The organism is Streptococcus sp. SM5 (assembly GCF_027497975.1).
This window is the reverse complement of the sequence record NZ_JAJNSC010000009.1, coordinates 121537-137537: the sequence shown is the minus strand read 5'-3', so window position 1 is coordinate 137537 and position 16001 is coordinate 121537. Positions and strand designations below refer to the sequence as shown.

Genomic DNA, 16001 nt, shown 5'->3' with positions numbered 1-16001 from the left:
AGAGGAATATTACGAAAATACAATTCTCCATAGTGACCAGGGATGGCAATACCAACACGATTTCTATCATCATTTTTTAGAGGATAAAGGAATCCAGCCATCTATGTCGCGTAAGGGTAACAGCCCAGACAACGGCATGATGGAATCCTTCTTTGGTATTTTGAAATCCGAAATGTTTTATGGTTACGAGAAGACGTTTAAATCACTTAATCAATTGGAGCAAGCTATTGTAGACTATATTGATTACTACAACAATAAACGCATTAAGGTAAAATTAAAAGGACTTAGTCCTGTGCAATACAGAACTAAATCCTTTACTTAAATTATTTGTCTAACTTTTTGGGGTCAGTACAGAAATCTTGGGTATCTTTTTTCTTATATGCTTGTTTTATAACTCGGGTGAATTTCTTAGAAAATATCAAATAACAATTTCACATTGAGAATTGTTAAGATAATGGAAACGATATAGCCAAGGATGGTATTCCATTTGGCATTGGTAAATTCTCCCATCAGTGATTTCTTAGAAGTTAGATAAATCAGTGGGAAGATTGAAAATGGAAGAGCAATCGAAAGAAAGACTTGTGAATAAACCAATAACTGATCTAATGTTTTTTCCTGATGACCAAACAGAACCGCTACAATCATGACAGGCAACAAGGCAAAGAGACGAGTTGCCAAACGAATGAACCATTGAGGTAATCTCATATGCAAGAAACCTTCCATAACGATTTGTCCAGTCAAGGTACCCGTAATTGTCGAATTTTGACCACTGGCTAATAAAGCCAAGGCAAACAAGGTTGATAAGGTCGAGCTAGCTATAGCTCCTGCAATAGTAGAATCCTGCAAGGCATTATACATTTGAGAGAAGGCAGAAATCTCAGATGCATGGCCGAAAAAGAGAGCCGCCCCGAGAATTAATAGAAGGGAGTTAACCACAAAGGCCAAGGATAATTGGAGATTTGAATCCCAGGTCATAAAGCGCACGGCTTTTCGAACATCATTCTTGTCCTTGTGATTGATTTTCCGAGTTTGTGACAAGGAAGAATGCAAATAGAGGTTATGGGGCATAACCGTTGCTCCCACGATCCCTAGTGCCAAGGTTAATTGACTTTCATGCCCTGGCAAGGGACTTTCAAATAAGGTTGCATTCGGTAGATAACCCTCAACGATTCCTTGGAAGCTTGGATGTGACAAAGCTACCAGATAGGTAAAAATTGCTAGAATGGTTAAAATCAGTGTTGTCACAATAGCTTCAATCTTCTTAAAGCCAAATTTCATCAGAAGCAATAAGAGAAAAACATCCAACACGGTCAAGAGAATTGCTATCATAATCGGAATCTTAAAGAGAAGATTGAGAGCAATCGCTGAACCTAGAACTTCTGCCAGATCTGTCGCCATCAAGGCTAATTCTAAAATCACCCATAGACTATAACGAAGCCATTTAGGTGAATGATGAGCCGTTGCTTGAGCCAGGTCCATCTGGGTTACAATACCAAGCTTTCCTGCCATCTGCTGAAGTTGCATGGCAATGAGAGATGAAATCAAGATAACAAACAAGAGACTATACTTATAGGAAGCACCACCGACTACACTGGTAATCCAGTTTCCTGGATCCATATAACCAACTGCGACAAGAGCACCCGGACCTAAAAAGGCATTTAAATTTTGCCAGAAATGATTGTTATTTGGAGTATCGATAGATTGATTAATCTCAGAGAGTGACACTTTTTTATGAGAAGACATAGATACTTACCTCTTTCTAAACCTACTTTTTCATTATTTTCTATTAGAGAAAAATAAGATTGACTTTAAACTATTAAAACAATGAAAACTATATGAAAAACATTTAGTTTTTTCATTATTTTTCTTAAGGTACCTTAATATTTTTCTTAAGTCACCTTAATATTTTTCTTAAGGCACCTTAATTATAACACAAAAAATGAAAACTATATGAAAAACATTTAGTTTTTTCATTATTTTTCTTAAGGCACCTTAATTATAACAGAAAATATGATAAAAACTTAAGAAAATTCAGGACTTGCTTTAATATTTAGGATACAACTGAAAATTGTATCCTTTTTGTAAAAAAGAATACCAAGGAATACCAAAGAACAAAATAAAAAACGCTGTAAGTACAACGTTTTGGAAAGGAATGCAAAATAATAATGGAGCCGGTGGGAGTCGAACCCACGTCCAAACATCTGCTAACATATTTGTCTACAACCATAGGTTATGTATTGTTTTAACAGCTCCTCGACACATAACTCAAGCCTAGGAACTGCGAGCCTATAAATCTCTTACCAAACTGCTAGACAAAGTTTGATCGTATCTCGCTAATAATAAGACCTGTCATTGAACACGAGCAATCCAAATCGGGTCACGCCTGCTGGTTTTTAGGCAGCTAGAGCGTAAGAAGTGTTATTTTTTGCAGTTATATTTAACTGAGCGTTTACGTCGCCACACGAGTCGCAAAATATGCCTCATAATGCCTGTCGAATCCGTAACGACCCCAAAAGACAACAAAACCATTATACCTTATCTAACTCAAAAATGCAAAAAGGAAAGCAATTAACTACAAAAGATAGTCTTTCAAAGATTTTGTCAAAATCTGATAACCAGCAACACTGAGATGCAGTCCATCAGTTGTATATTCTTTTTTGAGTTGACCTACTTGGTCTGTCAAACTATCAAAAACTGGCACAAATTCTACCTGCATATAGGCTGAAGCAAGCTCTCGATAGGCTTGATTCCATTTCTGGATTTTTTCATTCGTGCGGATATAGACTGTCTGCTTGTACTCCTCTCCCTCATTGACTGGCAAAATGGAAAGCAATTTAATCTCAGTCAATGGATAATCGCGAGTAATGGATTGTATGATAGCTTCGAGATTATTGAGAGCCTCATTCACAGGCACATCTTTTCCGATATCATTTGTCCCAATCAAAAGGACAATTTTATCTACTGCTCCACCATAAAGATGCGCATCAAGATTTTCTAATAACAGCCCTGTCTGATAGCCACGAATTCCTCGATTGACAATCGTCTTTGAAGTCCCAAATAGTTCCTGCAGAGGATAGTATTCGACAATGGAATCCCCAATAAAAAGAATGTCTGGCTCTACAACAGAAACCTGATTTAAGTGACGATACTTGGTTTGGATTTTTTCTTGTTCCTTTAGTAACCAATTTTCTAATAACTGTACTGCCACTTCATTCTCCTTTTTCTAACCAGTTTTCCAAGACTTGATAAACTCCGCCTTGGCTGTTGGCTGGTGCTAGAGCAGTAGCCACAGCTTTGGCTTTATCATCAGCATTTTCCATCGCATAGGCAATTCCAGCCATTTCAAGCATTTCAACATCATTTTCACTGTCACCAAAAGCCATGATTTGTTGGGGAGTCAAGTCCCAACGCTTGAGTAATTCTTCCAAGCCCCATGCTTTATGAATTCCAGCTTGAAGGATATCAATGCAACCATAGCCACTCGATACAGCCCGAACGCGGCCATCAAAGAGGTCATTGATTTCTTCCAAAACCGAACTCAAACGTTCCTCACCAACAACCATACTCATCTTGAGAACACCACCAAAGAGGTCAGAGGTTAATTCATCCACAAATTGCATCCGTTGGTAGAATTTTTCAATCATTTCTGGAGTCATAAAACTTTCAAGGTCTGTAAAAATCGTACCTTCTTTGACGAAACCACCCTTCATCCCCGTTACAACAAACTGATCCTGACACGATCGACCCTCGAAATAAGCCAAGGCCTTATCGACAATGACATCATCCCAAGTCTGAGCCTGAATCAGTTCATTGTTTTCAAAAATACGAGCACCGTTGGCAACCACCAGAACCACTCGATCCACCAAGTGCTCCAGTAGTTGCCTCATACGGTGAATTTCATTGCCCGTAGCGATGACAAAACGAACGCCCCTTTGATCCAACTGATCTAAAATCTTTTCCAAGCGTGGGAGATCAAGCTGGCCTCTAGCATCCAGCAAGGTCCCATCCATATCTGTCGCAATTACTTTAATCGTCATTTACTTTCCTCTGAATTCAAGCTAATCCCACTTCAATCCTACATGTTCGTTCATTTCTTTATAGGCTGCATCAATTCGTTCCTTAGTCGCTTCATCTAACTGATCACGATGACTGCCACCCTCGATAAAATCTTCTAAGATATAGGTTTGATAATGATATAGGGGATATCCTTCTGGTGAAAAGGTTCCCTTTGGTGTTCGATTGACCCAAGTTGGATGAGCTTTAGCTGTGTCAATAGTTGTTTTTCCACCTTTTTTCTTGACAGTTACATCCATAAGAACACCACGCTCTGTCCACTTCGCATTGTCTACACCAGTCATTGTTTCAATACGTTGGTTAGAAATAAAGTTTCCCATAGAATAGATGATAAGTTTTTTCTCTCCATCTTTTTCAACAGTCTCTGATGGCTCAACTACGTGTGGATGGCCTCCAAAGATAATATCCGCTCCCCATTCAATCATCTTGTGGTACAAAACCTTTTGCTCTTCAGTCGGTTCTATGCGATACTCAACCCCCATCTGAGGCATGATAACAGTAATGTCCGCTTCCTTCTCTGCACGCTCAATTTCAGCCTTCATCTTATCTTCGTTTAGGTCTGAAAGATAGCGGTTATAATCTTCTTGAGAAATACTTTGCTCAATTCCATTAAATCCATAAGAATAAGCCAAAAGTGCAACCTTGATACCGTTCACTTCCTTGATAACGAGCGGAGCTTGATCACGTGACTCGTGCGTATAAACTCCAATAGGTGTCATTCCTGCCTTTTCAATTGCATCTGCCGTTGAAATAACTCCTTCAATTTGAGAATCTAAAACATGATTATGGGCTAAATCTAAAACATGATACCCAGCATCTTTAATAGCATCCATTACTTGACCAGGAGCATTAAATAAAGGATAGCCAGCTAGATAATGATCTTTATTAATGGTCCCTTCAAAATCACCTATTGCCAAATCTGCCTGCTTAAGCCAAGGAGTTACGTATTCAAAATTCTCATGAAAATCATAGCTGCCATCTTCCTTTTTAGCTGACATATAGATAATATCATGGTAAAGTAAATCTCCATGGGCCATAATACGAGCACTTGTTTCTTCTTCCTGATCTTTAGATTTTTGATTTGTCTTATTTGCTTCTTTAGAAATGGCATCCTTTTTTTGACTGGTCAAGGGGATTCCTTGGAAACTTTCAAACAGCAAGACCAAGCCCATTGATAAAGCAACTGCTAGCAAGAGTATCGCCACAAATCCCTTATTACTCCACTTGCGATAACTCCTAAAAAAGTTTACAAAGCCTCTCACAAAGCGAAAAACTGGTCCACGTTTATGTCTATCTTGTCTTCTTTGCATCTCCATTCTCCCTACTTTCTAATGCAAGCCTTTTCTTTTTATTATATCACAGATAAGTAATTCTTTCACAATTGAATCGAACCTACTAGGCATTTTCTATAAAAGCTCGATGCCGTAATGCTTTCAATCCTTGTCATTTTGTGATATCATGTAGAGGTAATGAAAGGAGAGAAAATGTCTGCAATAGAACGTATTACAAAAGCTGCTCACTTAATTGATATGAACGATATTATCCGCGAGGGGAATCCGACGCTTCGCGCAGTTGCTGAGGAAGTCACTTTCCCCTTGTCTGATCAGGAAATCATCCTAGGCGAAAAGATGATGCAATTCCTCAAACATTCCCAGGATCCTGTCATGGCTGAAAAGATGGGGCTCCGAGGTGGTGTTGGACTTGCTGCTCCTCAATTAGATATCTCAAAACGTATTATCGCTGTTTTGGTACCAAACATTGTTGAAGAAGGTGAAACTCCGCAGGAAGCCTACGACTTACAAGCCATTATGTACAATCCAAAAATCGTCTCTCACTCTGTTCAAGACGCTGCTCTTGGCGAAGGAGAAGGTTGCCTCTCTGTTGACCGCAATGTGCCTGGCTATGTTGTTCGCCATGCTCGCGTTACTGTTGACTACTTTGACAAGGACGGCGAAAAACACCGTATCAAGCTCAAAGGCTACAACTCCATCGTTGTTCAGCATGAAATTGACCACATCAACGGAATCATGTTTTACGATCGTATCAATGAAAAAGACCCATTTGAAGTTAAAGATGGTCTACTGATTCTTGAATAAATAAAATCCCGTTGCAAGACGGGGTTTTGTGTTATAATAGAGGCATGAAAACAAATGATATTGTCTATGGCGTCCACGCCGTTACCGAAGCCCTCCTTGCAAACACAGGGAACAAACTTTACCTCCAAGAAGATCTCCGAGGTAAGAATGTTGAGAAAGTCAAGGAACTGGCTACAGAAAAGAAGGTATCCATTTCTTGGACCTCAAAAAAATCCCTCACTGAGATGACTGAAGGTGCTGTTCATCAAGGTTTTGTTCTACGAGTGTCTGAATTTGCCTATAGCGAGCTGGATCACATCCTTGCCAAAACACGCCAAGAAGAAAATCCACTGCTATTGATTCTGGATGGTCTAACTGATCCCCATAATCTAGGTTCTATCTTGCGAACAGCCGATGCGACCAACGTTTCAGGTGTCATCATTCCCAAGCACCGTGCTGTCGGAGTTACTCCTGTCGTTGCCAAAACGGCCACAGGTGCTATTGAACACGTTCCAATTGCCCGAGTGACCAACCTCAGTCAAACCTTAGACAAACTCAAGGATGAAGGGTTCTGGACCTTTGGAACGGATATGAATGGTACTCCTTGCCACAAGTGGAATACAAAAGGGAAAATCGCCCTCATCATCGGAAATGAAGGAAAAGGCATCTCTAGCAACATCAAAAAACAAGTTGATGAGATGATTACCATTCCTATGAATGGACATGTTCAAAGTCTCAATGCCAGTGTTGCTGCAGCCATCCTCATGTACGAAGTTTTTCGAAATAGACTATAAAAAAGTTTCCAGTCATCTGATTGGAAACTTTTTATGATTATACTCAATGAAAATCAAAGAGCAAACTAGGAAGCTAGCTGTAGACAGCTCAAAGCACTGCTTTGAGGTTGTAGATAAGACTGACGAAGTCAGCTCAAAACACTGTTTTGAAGTTGTGGATAGAACTGACGAAGTCAGTACCCATACCTACGGTAAAGCGAAGCTAACGTGGTTTGAAGAGATTTTAGAAGTGTATTAACTATGTTCTGTGATAAATTTATAAGCTTCTTGACCAGCGATAGCTCCATCTCCAACTGCTGTTGTCACTTGACGAAGGTCTTTCTGGCGAACATCTCCAACTGCAAAGATACCGTCAACTGCAGTTTTCATGTGGTTATCTGTCACAATCCAACCTGCCTGATCTTGGATATTCAATTCTTTAACAAAATCGCTAAGAGGATCCAATCCAACATAGATAAAGACACCACCGAAGGCTTGTTCTGTCACTTGACCTGTTTTCACATTTTCAAAAACGACAGATTCTACTCTGTTTTCACCCTTGATTTCCTTCACTACAGAATCCCAGATAAAGCTGATTTTCTCATTCGCAAAGGCGCGGTCTTGTAAAACCTTTTGAGCACGAAGTTGATCACGACGGTGAACAATGGTAACAGTCTTAGCAAAACGAGTCAAGAAGAGGGCTTCTTCAACAGCTGAATCTCCACCACCGACTACCAACAAATCTTGGTCACGGAAGAAAGCACCATCACACACAGCACAGTAAGAAACACCACGACTGTTCAGTTCTTCTTCTCCAGGTACTCCCAAAGGACGGTGTTTAGAACCAGTTGCTACGATAACTGTACGTGTTTCATATGTTTGGTCATCAGTAATCACTTTCTTAAAATCACCATGGTCTTCAACATTTTTAACATAACCATAAATGTGCTCAACACCAAGATTTTCGAGCGGTTCAAACATCTTCTCTGCCAATTCTGGTCCACTGATATTAGCGTACCCTGGGTAATTTTCGATATCAGATGTATTATTCATCTGACCACCTGGAAGACCACCTTCAATCAAGGCTACTTTCAGATTGCTTCGAGCAGCGTATAAGGCCGCAGTCATCCCTGCAGGTCCAGCACCAATAATAATAGTATCGTACATATGAATTCCTTCTTTCTTGTTGTAACTATCTTTATTCTAACTCTTTCTTGTCAATCACGCAAGGATTATGCCTTGAAAACAAGAATTAAACTCATAACCGCAAAGGATAATACTGGAACAACCAAGACCCCAATCATAATCATATCATAGAGATGGGCTTGGCGAGCCTTGGCTGTCTTATCCACTCCTGACATGGCTCTCAGTCCAATCCAAATCCCTAAAAAAATCAGGACGAGGATGGTGGTCAAGATCAAACTCTCGAAATATAAAGAAAATAGTTGCAGTAGCATGATTTCTCTCATTTCTATCTTTTTTAAAGAGTAAACTCAGCTAGTCCAGCTAACTGAGTTTTCCTTTATCTATTATATCAAATATAAGTCCGTTTGTAACTAGCAAAGAATTCTTTTGTCCGCTCTTCTTTAGGATGGTGGATAATCTCATCTGGTGTTCCAGACTCGATGATTTTCCCCTTATCTAAGAAGAGAATCTTATCAGCCACTTGGGCTACAAAGGACATGTCATGACTGACCAAAATCATGGTTTGACCTGACTTAGCAGCATCTGCAATAGACTTCTCTACTTCACCGACCAATTCTGGGTCAAGGGCTGAAGTTGGTTCGTCTAAGAGCAAGACATCTGGTTTCATAGCAAGCGCACGCGCCAAGGCAACCCGTTGCTTCTGTCCACCTGATAAATGGCGAGGATAATGGTTTTCACGGTCAGAAAGCCCAACCTTAGCCAACTCTTCCTTGGCAATCTTAGTCGCTTCTTTGTCAGATAATTTCTTGACAACAACCAAGCCTTCTTTCACATTATCAAGTGCTGTGCGGCGTTCAAACAAATTAAACTGTTGGAAAACCATAGACAGCTTACGGCGTAGGGCAAGGATTTCTTCTTGAGTGATTTTAGAAAAATCAACTGAGAAATCATCAATCTGAATAGAGCCACTGTCAGGTGTTTCAAGATAATTGAGACTGCGAAGAAAGGTTGATTTTCCAGCTCCTGAAGAACCAATCAAGGCTACAACTTCCCCTTTTTGAATATCCAAGTCCAGATGATCCAAGACAGTCTGTCCTGAAAAGGATTTGCTTAAATTCGAAATCTTAATCATTAACGAAGGTCTCCTTTCACATCTGTTTGCACTGTATCAGGTGCAGAAATAGTCATTTTTCTCTCGATGAAACGACCAAGGCTTTCAATTCCGATATTGACTACCCAATAAACAAGGGCAACGGAGATAAAGCGTTCAAAGTAGCGGTAATCAGCTCCACCCAAAATCTGAGCTTGGGCAAAGACTTCCACAACACCCGCACTAAAGGCTAGAGAAGTTCCTTTGGTCAAGCCGATTAGGGAATTGATTAAGGTTGGAGTCGCCACAACGGCCGCATTTGGAATAATCACGCGACGATAAACTTGCGCTCGGGTCATCCCCAGACTGCGTGCCGCCTCAATCTCACCAGGATTGACTGAGAGAATGGCTGCACGAATGGTTTCACTAGCATAAGCTGCTTCATTAAAGGCAAAGGCGACAATTGCAAAAGCAGCGGCTGGAATCGCATTGATATTGAAACCAGTTCCCCATTGCTGATTGAGAGCTTTCAAAGCCAAAGGAATTCCGTAGTAGGTCAACATGAGTTGCACCAAAATCGGTGTCCCTTTTAAGAAGCTAACAAAGAAGGCCTGCAAGGGGTATAAAATTTTGACACGATTGATCTTCACAATGGCAAAAAGAAGCGCCAAAACCAAGCCAAAAAGAGCACCACCAATGGTCAACATAATCGTTATTGGAAGTTGTTGGACAATTCTCGGGATTCCATCAAAGACCGAACGCAAGCTAAAAAGCTTGCCATCCGGAATCAATTGCATCAAGTTTTGGTACCAATCTGATGCTAAAATCGTTGTAACATTCATAAAAACATCCTCTCCTGATAATGATTCATTCTACCATACTTCTGCCGTCAATGAAATTATTTGCTACGGTCAGATACAGACTTTGTCTACCTACTAGTTTATCATACTTTGAAACAGGGAGGCTATATATTTTATCTATCAAAGAGATAGATAAAAACTATTTCAATCCCAATTCTTCGTAAGCTTTTCGATAACCGATTTGCTTAACAGTTCCATTTTCTACTAAAATGGGTCGTTTTAACAACATACCGTCACTTGCTAGCAACTCAGCCGCTTCTTGGTTTGACAGGCTTCCTACCTTATCTTTCAGCCCTAATTCACGGTATTTGATCCCACTGGTGTTGAAAAATTGCTTCAACTCGAAACCTGAGGTCTCAAGCCAGTTTAAAATGACTTCTTGGCTAGGTGTTTCTTCAACGATATGGATGGCTTTATAGTCCACACCGAGTTGGTTTAATTCTTGTTTTGCTTTTTTACAAGTTGAACATTTTGGATATTCGATAAATTCTAACATGTCTTTCACTTTCTATTTTATATCTTTAAAATCTGCGCCTTCATGCTCCAAGAGCCAAGCTTTCTTTTCCACTCCTGCAGCATAACCTGTCAGACGCTTGCCAGCTCCCAGCACCCGATGACAAGGTACTAGGATAGACCACGGATTGCGTCCCACTGCCCCACCAATTGCTTGAGCAGAATCCACTTGTAGCTCTTGGGCTATTTGTCCATAGGTCACTGTCTGACCATAAGGAATTCCCTGTAGATAGGACCAAACTCGCTTTTCAAAATCCGTTCCGATTGGAGCCAAGGGCAAGTCGGATAAATCCTGAGACTTGCCTTTAAAGTAATCATCTAAGCAAGCAATAACTGGGGTTAAAATGGGATGACTAACAACTGCTTCTATCGTCTCATCTCCTAGTCCCCTCTCAAAATGCTTCTGCTCCTGCACCCAAATGCCATACAAATAATGGTCATCAGCTACGAGAGAAAAGGAGCCAATTGGCGAAGAGTAAAGCATTTTTGCGTACTTCTTTTGCATTATTTCTTCAATTTTTGATAGGCCAAGCGTTCGCCATCAACTGGAACCTTACCAACCTGTTTAAAACCTAGTTTTTCAAAGATATGCTGCATGGCCTTGTTTGCAACATGCGTATCTGAGCGAAAATCTAGATAATCAAAACCTTCAATCAAGCCCTCTAAGAAGGTTTGAGCAACTCCCTGTCCCTGGACATCTGCTGCCACAGCAATACGGTGAAAGACTAGGTACTCTGACTCTCCAGCTTGCCATTTCCCTTCATAAATGGCTTCATAGGCTGCCTCTGGACTTTTGGTCACAGCTGCATATGCTAGTAGTTCTCCCTCTTCCAAGGCTACGTAGGCTTGACCTGAGATAATATCCTCAATAATAATATCAGCATTTGGATAACCATTTTGCCACTGGTCACTACCAGCATCTGCTAAACATTTTTTAGCATCCTCCATCACCTGCATGATGGTATCTACTTCATTTGGAAAAGCTAAACGAATTTCCATCTTTTCTCCTCATTTCTGACTAGTTTCTCCCATCATAGCATAATTTAAGCCTTTTCACAAGCAGTTAAAACTTGACTTTCTGTTTTTGTTATTTTATAATCTAGTTATCAAAACTAGATAAAAAGGAGTTGCAAATGAAAACTACCTTTTCCTACCCAAAATGGGCAGAAATTCCAAACATTGACCTCTATCTGGACCAGGTTTTACTCTATGTCAATCAGGTCTGCGCCCCTATCTCTCTTGATAAAGACAAGGGCCTGACAGCATCTATGGTCAATAATTATGTGAAACATGGTTACCTGACAAAACCTGATAAGAAAAAATACCAACGCCAACAGATTGCCCGTTTGATTGCTATCACAACCCTCAAGTCTGTCTTTTCTATTCAAGAAATAGCTCAGACACTTAATACTCTACAAAGTCAAGCAAGTTCAGACCAACTCTACGATGCTTTTGTGGACTACATGAACCAAGGAATTGACCCAGCTAACCCCATTATCCAAAGTAGCTGCCAAACCGTTAAACTCTATCATCAAACTCTAGCCTTAATCCATCGTACTCAAGAGGAGGAAATCTAATGAATACAAGCCTAAAGCTCAGCAAACAACTCAGTTTTGGAGAGGAGATTGCTAATAGTGTGACCCATGCTGTGGGTGCAATCATCATGCTCATCTTACTCCCCATTTCATCAACCTATAGTTATGAGACACACGGATTTTTATCCTCTATCGGCGTTTCCATTTTCGTTATCAGTCTGTTTCTCATGTTTCTATCATCCACCATTTACCACTCTATGGCCTATGGTTCAACCCACAAATATGTCTTGAGAATCATTGATCATTCTATGATTTATGTTGCTATTGCAGGCTCATACACGCCCGTCGTCTTGACCTTAATGAATAACTGGTTTGGCTATCTGATTATTGCCATCCAGTGGGGAACGACCATCTTTGGTATTCTCTATAAAATCTTTGCTAAAAAAGTCAATGAGAAATTTAGCCTTGCACTTTACCTGATTATGGGCTGGTTGGTTCTAGCTATCATTCCTGCCATTATCAGTCAAACGACACCAATTTTCTGGAGTCTCATGGTAACTGGCGGACTATGTTATACAGTTGGAGCTGGATTTTACGCCAAGAAGAAACCTTATTTCCACATGATTTGGCATCTTTTTATCCTAGTTGCGTCTGCCCTCCAATACATTGCCATTGTTTATTACATGTAAAAAAGTTGAGAAATTCAATCTCAACTTTTTTCTTTACACATATTGATAAAGTACTGGTGCAAGCGCACATCATCAGTCAATTCTGGATGAAAAGAAGTTACAAACATATTTTTTTCTTGGGCTGCAACGATTTGATTATCAACTGTTGCTAGAATTTCTACACCCTCTCCAACACTAGTGATAATTGGACCACGAATAAAGGTCATTGGAATCTGACCGACTCCCTTACATTCTGCTTCCGTATAGAAACTTCCTAGTTGGCGCCCATAGGCATTGCGCTCGACCACCATATCCATAGTTCCTAGATGACTCTCTTCCTGAGAAGTAATTTCTTTAGCCAGCAAAATCAAGCCTGCACAGGTTCCAAAGGCTGGTAAACCAGATAGAATGGCTTCTCGAATGGGAATCAGCATGTCCTGCTCACGTAAGAGCTTGCCCATAGTTGTAGACTCACCACCAGGTAATATCAATCCCGACAAATCACTCTGATGTTTCTGAAAATCATCTAGATTTCTGATTTCAACACTCTCGACACCTAATTGATCTAGCACTTTTGCATGTTCTGCAAAGGCACCTTGCAAGGCCAATATTCCAATTTTCATCTATTTTCCTCGCTCTGCCATGAGAATTTGAATTTCATTTTCATTAATACCAACCATGGCTTCGCCTAGATCTTCAGAGATTTGAGCTAGGATTTGAGGATTTCGGAAATTAGTTACCGCTTTGACAATGGCACTCGCTCGTTTAACAGGATCGCCTGATTTGAAAATACCTGATCCAACAAAAACACCCTCTGCCCCTAATTGCATCATCAGCGCAGCATCTGCTGGCGTTGCAACGCCTCCAGCTGCAAAGTTTACAACAGGCAATTTTCCATGTTCATGGACGTATTGAACCAATTCTACAGGGACTTGTAAGTCCTTGGCGGCAACATAAAGCTCGTCCTCACGTAAGTTTTGAATGCGGCGAATTTCCTGATTCATCATACGCATATGACGAACAGCTTGGACGATATCCCCTGTCCCCGGTTCTCCTTTTGTACGAATCATAGAAGCACCTTCAGTGATACGACGCAAGGCTTCACCCAAGTCCTTAGCTCCACAGACAAAAGGAACTTGGAATTCTTTCTTGTCCACATGGAAACGGTCGTCAGCTGGAGATAAAACTTCACTCTCATCGATATAGTCAATCTCAATAGCCTCTAAAATCTGAGCTTCAACAAAGTGCCCGATTCTGACCTTGGCCATTACTGGAATGCTAACCGCTTCTTGGATTTCCTTAATCATCTTTGGATCACTCATACGGGAAACCCCACCAGCTGCACGAATATCAGCTGGAATCCGCTCCAAGGCCATCACAGCGGCCGCACCAGCAGCTTCTGCAATACGAGCCTGTTCAGGATTTTGCACATCCATGATAACACCGCCCTTGAGCATCTGCGCCAAGTTTTTATTTAGTTCGTAACGATTTTCAGTCATTTCTTTATCCTCATCATTTGTATTGGTAGCTACTATTTCATTTTAAGTCAGAAAAGGATGAACCACAAGATAAAAAAATCATAATTGTATGGGTACAGAATGGTTAAAAAACTATCTGACCTTAACCTAAGGCCAGATAGCTCATTTATTTTTATTTTTCAGCTGTAAGGGCAGCCATTGTGATGTAGTTGTATGGTTTGTTGAAGTGTGGCAAGAAGAATAGGTCTGTCAATGCCAATTTATCAATTGTCACATGCTCTTGGATAGCAAGTGAGAACATGTGGATTCCCATGCTGATTGCAGAATCGTGTGAAACCATTTGTGCACCAAGAATTTCACGGCTATCTTTGTCAAAGACAATCTTGATGGCAACTTCATGGTTGTCATGCTTCATAAATTCTGGTTTTTGAAGATCGTTAAAGCCTGTTTCAGTTGCGTTGTAACCAGCAGCTTTAGCTTTTTCAAGAGTCAAACCAGTTGAAACCATGTGAAGACCGTAGATTGAGATACCATTTGAACCTTGAACACCGATTCCTTCCAATTCATGGCCACAAGCATTGTAAGCGCCAACGATACCAGTACGAACAGCGTTTGAAGCAAGCGCGATGTAGCTAGTGTCTTTACGTGCATTGTCATAAACAGTTGCACAGTCACCTACAGCATAAACGCCTGGGATAGATGTTTCTTGTTTCTTGTCTACAAGGAAAGCACCGTTGCGGAAAAGTTCAATTTTACCATCAGCAAGTGCTGTGTTTGGACGGAAACCAACTGCAAGAACAACCATATCCACGTCAAAGCTTTCTTTGTCAGTGATCAAGCGTTCAACTTTACCGTCACCTTCGATTGCTTTAACAGTTTGACCAAGCGCCAAGCGGATGTTGTGGTCTTCCAAGTTCTTCGCCATCATTTGTGTGAAGTCTTTATCATAGTACCCGTTCAAGACAGTATCAACGATATCAACAAGGACAACTTCTTTTCCAAGACGTTCAAAGGCTTCAGCAAGTTCAACACCGATGTAACCACCACCAACAACGGCGATACGGTCAAGGTGTTGACTCTTATCAGCAAGTTTATTGATAACTTCTTCAGCGTTTTGGTACAATTTAACGAATTGTACATTTTCAAGAGTTGCTTTAAATTCGCGGTTTCCTTTGACAATTTCAACACCTTCGATTGGTGGCAAGATTGGTGTAGAACCTGTAGCGAAAATCAATTTTTCGTATGATTCTTTGTGCTCTTTTCCTTCAACTTCTGCTGTAACTACTTTGTTATCATAGTCGATTGAAAGAACTGGTGAATTCATGTATACCTTAGCACCTTTAGCTTCCAATTTTTCTTTATCAGAATAGAACAAGCCTTCAGCACCGTCAATTTGTTCACCGATCCAAAGGGCCATTCCACATCCTAGGAAAGAGATGTTAGAGTTTTGGTCGAATACAACAATTTCGTTCTCATTTCCAAAATTATCCAACATAGTATTAATACATGCTGTACCAGCGTGGTTAGCACCAACTACAACGATTTTACTCATAGAAAAATTCCTACCTTCAATTTTAAATTTACTCTTCTAGTATAACATTTACTGTTAGCGTTTACAAGAGTTTAGCTAATTTTCCAGATTTTTTTGTAAAAAAATGTAAATAATCTGTATTTTATCAGTCTTTCTTACAATTACTCTTTATTTTCTGAGCATATTTCTTGACAAGTTTACAAATTTTATTTGTGAAAACGCTGACTTTATGGTATGCTAGTATCATGGAAAGAAAAT

General features: G+C 40.3%; 19 protein-coding genes and 1 other RNA gene. 5 read left to right on the top strand and 15 right to left on the bottom strand.

Going from position 1 to position 16001, the window contains the following annotated elements:
* A partial coding sequence (locus tag PAN07_RS08760) for an IS3 family transposase (RefSeq protein WP_269797704.1) occupies positions 1–322 on the top strand: 322 nt, incomplete at its 5' end.
* 86 nt (positions 323–408) lie between these two features.
* On the opposite strand, the gene PAN07_RS08755 is transcribed toward PAN07_RS08760, so the two are convergent.
* The 5 genes from PAN07_RS08755 to PAN07_RS08735 form a co-directional block, all read right to left on the bottom strand.
* Positions 409–1743, bottom strand: coding sequence for an Nramp family divalent metal transporter (locus PAN07_RS08755; RefSeq protein WP_000094601.1), 1335 nt, complete (start codon positions 1741–1743; stop codon positions 409–411).
* 420 nt (positions 1744–2163) lie between these two features.
* Positions 2164–2511, bottom strand: a transfer-messenger RNA (tmRNA) gene (gene ssrA, locus PAN07_RS08750).
* A gap of 61 nt (positions 2512–2572) precedes the next feature.
* Positions 2573–3208, bottom strand: coding sequence for an SGNH/GDSL hydrolase family protein (locus PAN07_RS08745; RefSeq protein WP_033685213.1), 636 nt, complete (start codon positions 3206–3208; stop codon positions 2573–2575).
* Position 3209: 1 nt separating this feature from the next.
* Positions 3210–4037, bottom strand: a complete 828-nt coding sequence (locus PAN07_RS08740) for an HAD family hydrolase (protein WP_084863135.1) — start codon at positions 4035–4037, stop codon at positions 3210–3212.
* 21 nt (positions 4038–4058) lie between these two features.
* On the bottom strand, positions 4059–5384 hold the full coding sequence (locus PAN07_RS08735; protein ID WP_084863133.1) for a CapA family protein: 1326 nt from the start codon (positions 5382–5384) through the stop codon (positions 4059–4061).
* 174 nt (positions 5385–5558) lie between these two features.
* Here PAN07_RS08735 and def point away from each other — a divergent pair, with 174 nt between their 5' ends.
* Together def and rlmB are read left to right on the top strand one after the other, a co-directional pair.
* The gene (gene def / locus PAN07_RS08730; protein ID WP_045611905.1) at positions 5559–6170 is read left to right on the top strand and encodes a peptide deformylase; all 612 of its coding nucleotides are present in this window, start codon (positions 5559–5561) and stop codon (positions 6168–6170) included.
* Positions 6171–6214: 44 nt separating this feature from the next.
* Positions 6215–6943: a 23S rRNA (guanosine(2251)-2'-O)-methyltransferase RlmB gene (gene rlmB / locus PAN07_RS08725; RefSeq protein ID WP_024057830.1), complete on the top strand. Its 729-nt coding sequence runs from the start codon at positions 6215–6217 to the stop codon at positions 6941–6943.
* A 234-nt stretch (positions 6944–7177) separates the two neighbouring features.
* Here the strand turns inward: rlmB and trxB are convergent, their stop codons facing one another.
* The 7 genes from trxB to PAN07_RS08690 form a co-directional block, all read right to left on the bottom strand.
* A complete protein-coding gene (gene trxB, locus PAN07_RS08720) occupies positions 7178–8089 on the bottom strand; it encodes a thioredoxin-disulfide reductase (protein WP_269797703.1) in 912 nt (303 codons plus the stop codon).
* Positions 8090–8154: 65 nt separating this feature from the next.
* On the bottom strand, positions 8155–8379 hold the full coding sequence (locus PAN07_RS08715; RefSeq protein WP_000926599.1) for a DUF4059 family protein: 225 nt from the start codon (positions 8377–8379) through the stop codon (positions 8155–8157).
* Between the two features lie 77 nt (positions 8380–8456).
* On the bottom strand, positions 8457–9200 hold the full coding sequence (locus PAN07_RS08710) for an amino acid ABC transporter ATP-binding protein (RefSeq protein WP_261075796.1): 744 nt from the start codon (positions 9198–9200) through the stop codon (positions 8457–8459).
* A complete protein-coding gene (locus PAN07_RS08705) occupies positions 9200–10000 on the bottom strand; it encodes an amino acid ABC transporter permease (RefSeq protein WP_269797702.1) in 801 nt (266 codons plus the stop codon). Before PAN07_RS08705 ends, PAN07_RS08710 begins: the two co-directional genes overlap by 1 nt.
* Before the next feature lie 157 nt (positions 10001–10157).
* Complete coding sequence (locus PAN07_RS08700) at positions 10158–10514, bottom strand: arsenate reductase family protein (RefSeq protein ID WP_000889083.1); 357 nt, start codon at positions 10512–10514, stop codon at positions 10158–10160.
* A gap of 12 nt (positions 10515–10526) precedes the next feature.
* Entirely contained in the window at positions 10527–11036 is a 510-nt protein-coding gene (locus tag PAN07_RS08695; RefSeq protein WP_261027571.1) for a methylated-DNA--[protein]-cysteine S-methyltransferase, read from the bottom strand.
* Positions 11036–11530: a GNAT family N-acetyltransferase gene (locus PAN07_RS08690; RefSeq protein WP_261027573.1), complete on the bottom strand. Its 495-nt coding sequence runs from the start codon at positions 11528–11530 to the stop codon at positions 11036–11038. Before PAN07_RS08690 ends, PAN07_RS08695 begins: the two co-directional genes overlap by 1 nt.
* Before the next feature lie 134 nt (positions 11531–11664).
* On the opposite strand from PAN07_RS08690, the gene PAN07_RS08685 reads away from it, so the two are divergent.
* Both PAN07_RS08685 and PAN07_RS08680 read left to right on the top strand, forming a co-directional pair.
* On the top strand, positions 11665–12108 hold the full coding sequence (locus PAN07_RS08685) for a DUF1836 domain-containing protein (protein ID WP_000858717.1): 444 nt from the start codon (positions 11665–11667) through the stop codon (positions 12106–12108).
* Positions 12108–12755 carry a hemolysin III family protein gene (locus PAN07_RS08680; RefSeq protein ID WP_020903508.1) on the top strand — a complete coding sequence of 216 codons (648 nt, stop codon included), beginning with the start codon at positions 12108–12110 and terminating at the stop codon, positions 12753–12755. The genes PAN07_RS08685 and PAN07_RS08680 overlap by 1 nt, the downstream gene beginning before the upstream one ends.
* Positions 12756–12775: 20 nt before the next feature.
* Here the strand turns inward: PAN07_RS08680 and pdxT are convergent, their stop codons facing one another.
* The 3 genes from pdxT to PAN07_RS08665 all read right to left on the bottom strand — a co-directional run bounded on the left by pdxT (position 12776) and on the right by PAN07_RS08665 (position 15764).
* Positions 12776–13357, bottom strand: coding sequence for a pyridoxal 5'-phosphate synthase glutaminase subunit PdxT (gene pdxT, locus PAN07_RS08675; protein ID WP_261240765.1), 582 nt, complete (start codon positions 13355–13357; stop codon positions 12776–12778).
* Positions 13358–14233 carry a pyridoxal 5'-phosphate synthase lyase subunit PdxS gene (gene pdxS, locus PAN07_RS08670; protein ID WP_168969709.1) on the bottom strand — a complete coding sequence of 292 codons (876 nt, stop codon included), beginning with the start codon at positions 14231–14233 and terminating at the stop codon, positions 13358–13360. It abuts the gene before it with no gap.
* A gap of 151 nt (positions 14234–14384) precedes the next feature.
* Entirely contained in the window at positions 14385–15764 is a 1380-nt protein-coding gene (locus PAN07_RS08665) for an FAD-dependent oxidoreductase (protein WP_265465150.1), read from the bottom strand.
* Positions 15765–16001: the final 237 nt, after the last annotated feature.

What these genes read in the sequence shown, in the direction of transcription:
- PAN07_RS08680 (WP_020903508.1), top strand. Translation starts at nt 12,108, where the DNA reads ATGAATACAAGCCTAAAGCTCAGCAAACAACTCAGTTTTGGAGAGGAG.
- PAN07_RS08735 (WP_084863133.1), bottom strand. Translation starts at nt 5,384, where the DNA reads ATGCAAAGAAGACAAGATAGACATAAACGTGGACCAGTTTTTCGCTTT.
- PAN07_RS08740 (WP_084863135.1), bottom strand. Translation starts at nt 4,037, where the DNA reads ATGACGATTAAAGTAATTGCGACAGATATGGATGGGACCTTGCTGGAT.
- def (WP_045611905.1), top strand. Translation starts at nt 5,559, where the DNA reads ATGTCTGCAATAGAACGTATTACAAAAGCTGCTCACTTAATTGATATG.
- PAN07_RS08710 (WP_261075796.1), bottom strand. Translation starts at nt 9,200, where the DNA reads ATGATTAAGATTTCGAATTTAAGCAAATCCTTTTCAGGACAGACTGTC.
- pdxS (WP_168969709.1), bottom strand. Translation starts at nt 14,233, where the DNA reads ATGACTGAAAATCGTTACGAACTAAATAAAAACTTGGCGCAGATGCTC.
- pdxT (WP_261240765.1), bottom strand. Translation starts at nt 13,357, where the DNA reads ATGAAAATTGGAATATTGGCCTTGCAAGGTGCCTTTGCAGAACATGCA.
- PAN07_RS08690 (WP_261027573.1), bottom strand. Translation starts at nt 11,530, where the DNA reads ATGGAAATTCGTTTAGCTTTTCCAAATGAAGTAGATACCATCATGCAG.
- PAN07_RS08685 (WP_000858717.1), top strand. Translation starts at nt 11,665, where the DNA reads ATGAAAACTACCTTTTCCTACCCAAAATGGGCAGAAATTCCAAACATT.
- PAN07_RS08665 (WP_265465150.1), bottom strand. Translation starts at nt 15,764, where the DNA reads ATGAGTAAAATCGTTGTAGTTGGTGCTAACCACGCTGGTACAGCATGT.
- trxB (WP_269797703.1), bottom strand. Translation starts at nt 8,089, where the DNA reads ATGTACGATACTATTATTATTGGTGCTGGACCTGCAGGGATGACTGCG.
- PAN07_RS08755 (WP_000094601.1), bottom strand. Translation starts at nt 1,743, where the DNA reads ATGTCTTCTCATAAAAAAGTGTCACTCTCTGAGATTAATCAATCTATC.
- PAN07_RS08705 (WP_269797702.1), bottom strand. Translation starts at nt 10,000, where the DNA reads ATGAATGTTACAACGATTTTAGCATCAGATTGGTACCAAAACTTGATG.
- PAN07_RS08695 (WP_261027571.1), bottom strand. Translation starts at nt 11,036, where the DNA reads ATGCAAAAGAAGTACGCAAAAATGCTTTACTCTTCGCCAATTGGCTCC.
- rlmB (WP_024057830.1), top strand. Translation starts at nt 6,215, where the DNA reads ATGAAAACAAATGATATTGTCTATGGCGTCCACGCCGTTACCGAAGCC.
- PAN07_RS08700 (WP_000889083.1), bottom strand. Translation starts at nt 10,514, where the DNA reads ATGTTAGAATTTATCGAATATCCAAAATGTTCAACTTGTAAAAAAGCA.
- PAN07_RS08715 (WP_000926599.1), bottom strand. Translation starts at nt 8,379, where the DNA reads ATGCTACTGCAACTATTTTCTTTATATTTCGAGAGTTTGATCTTGACC.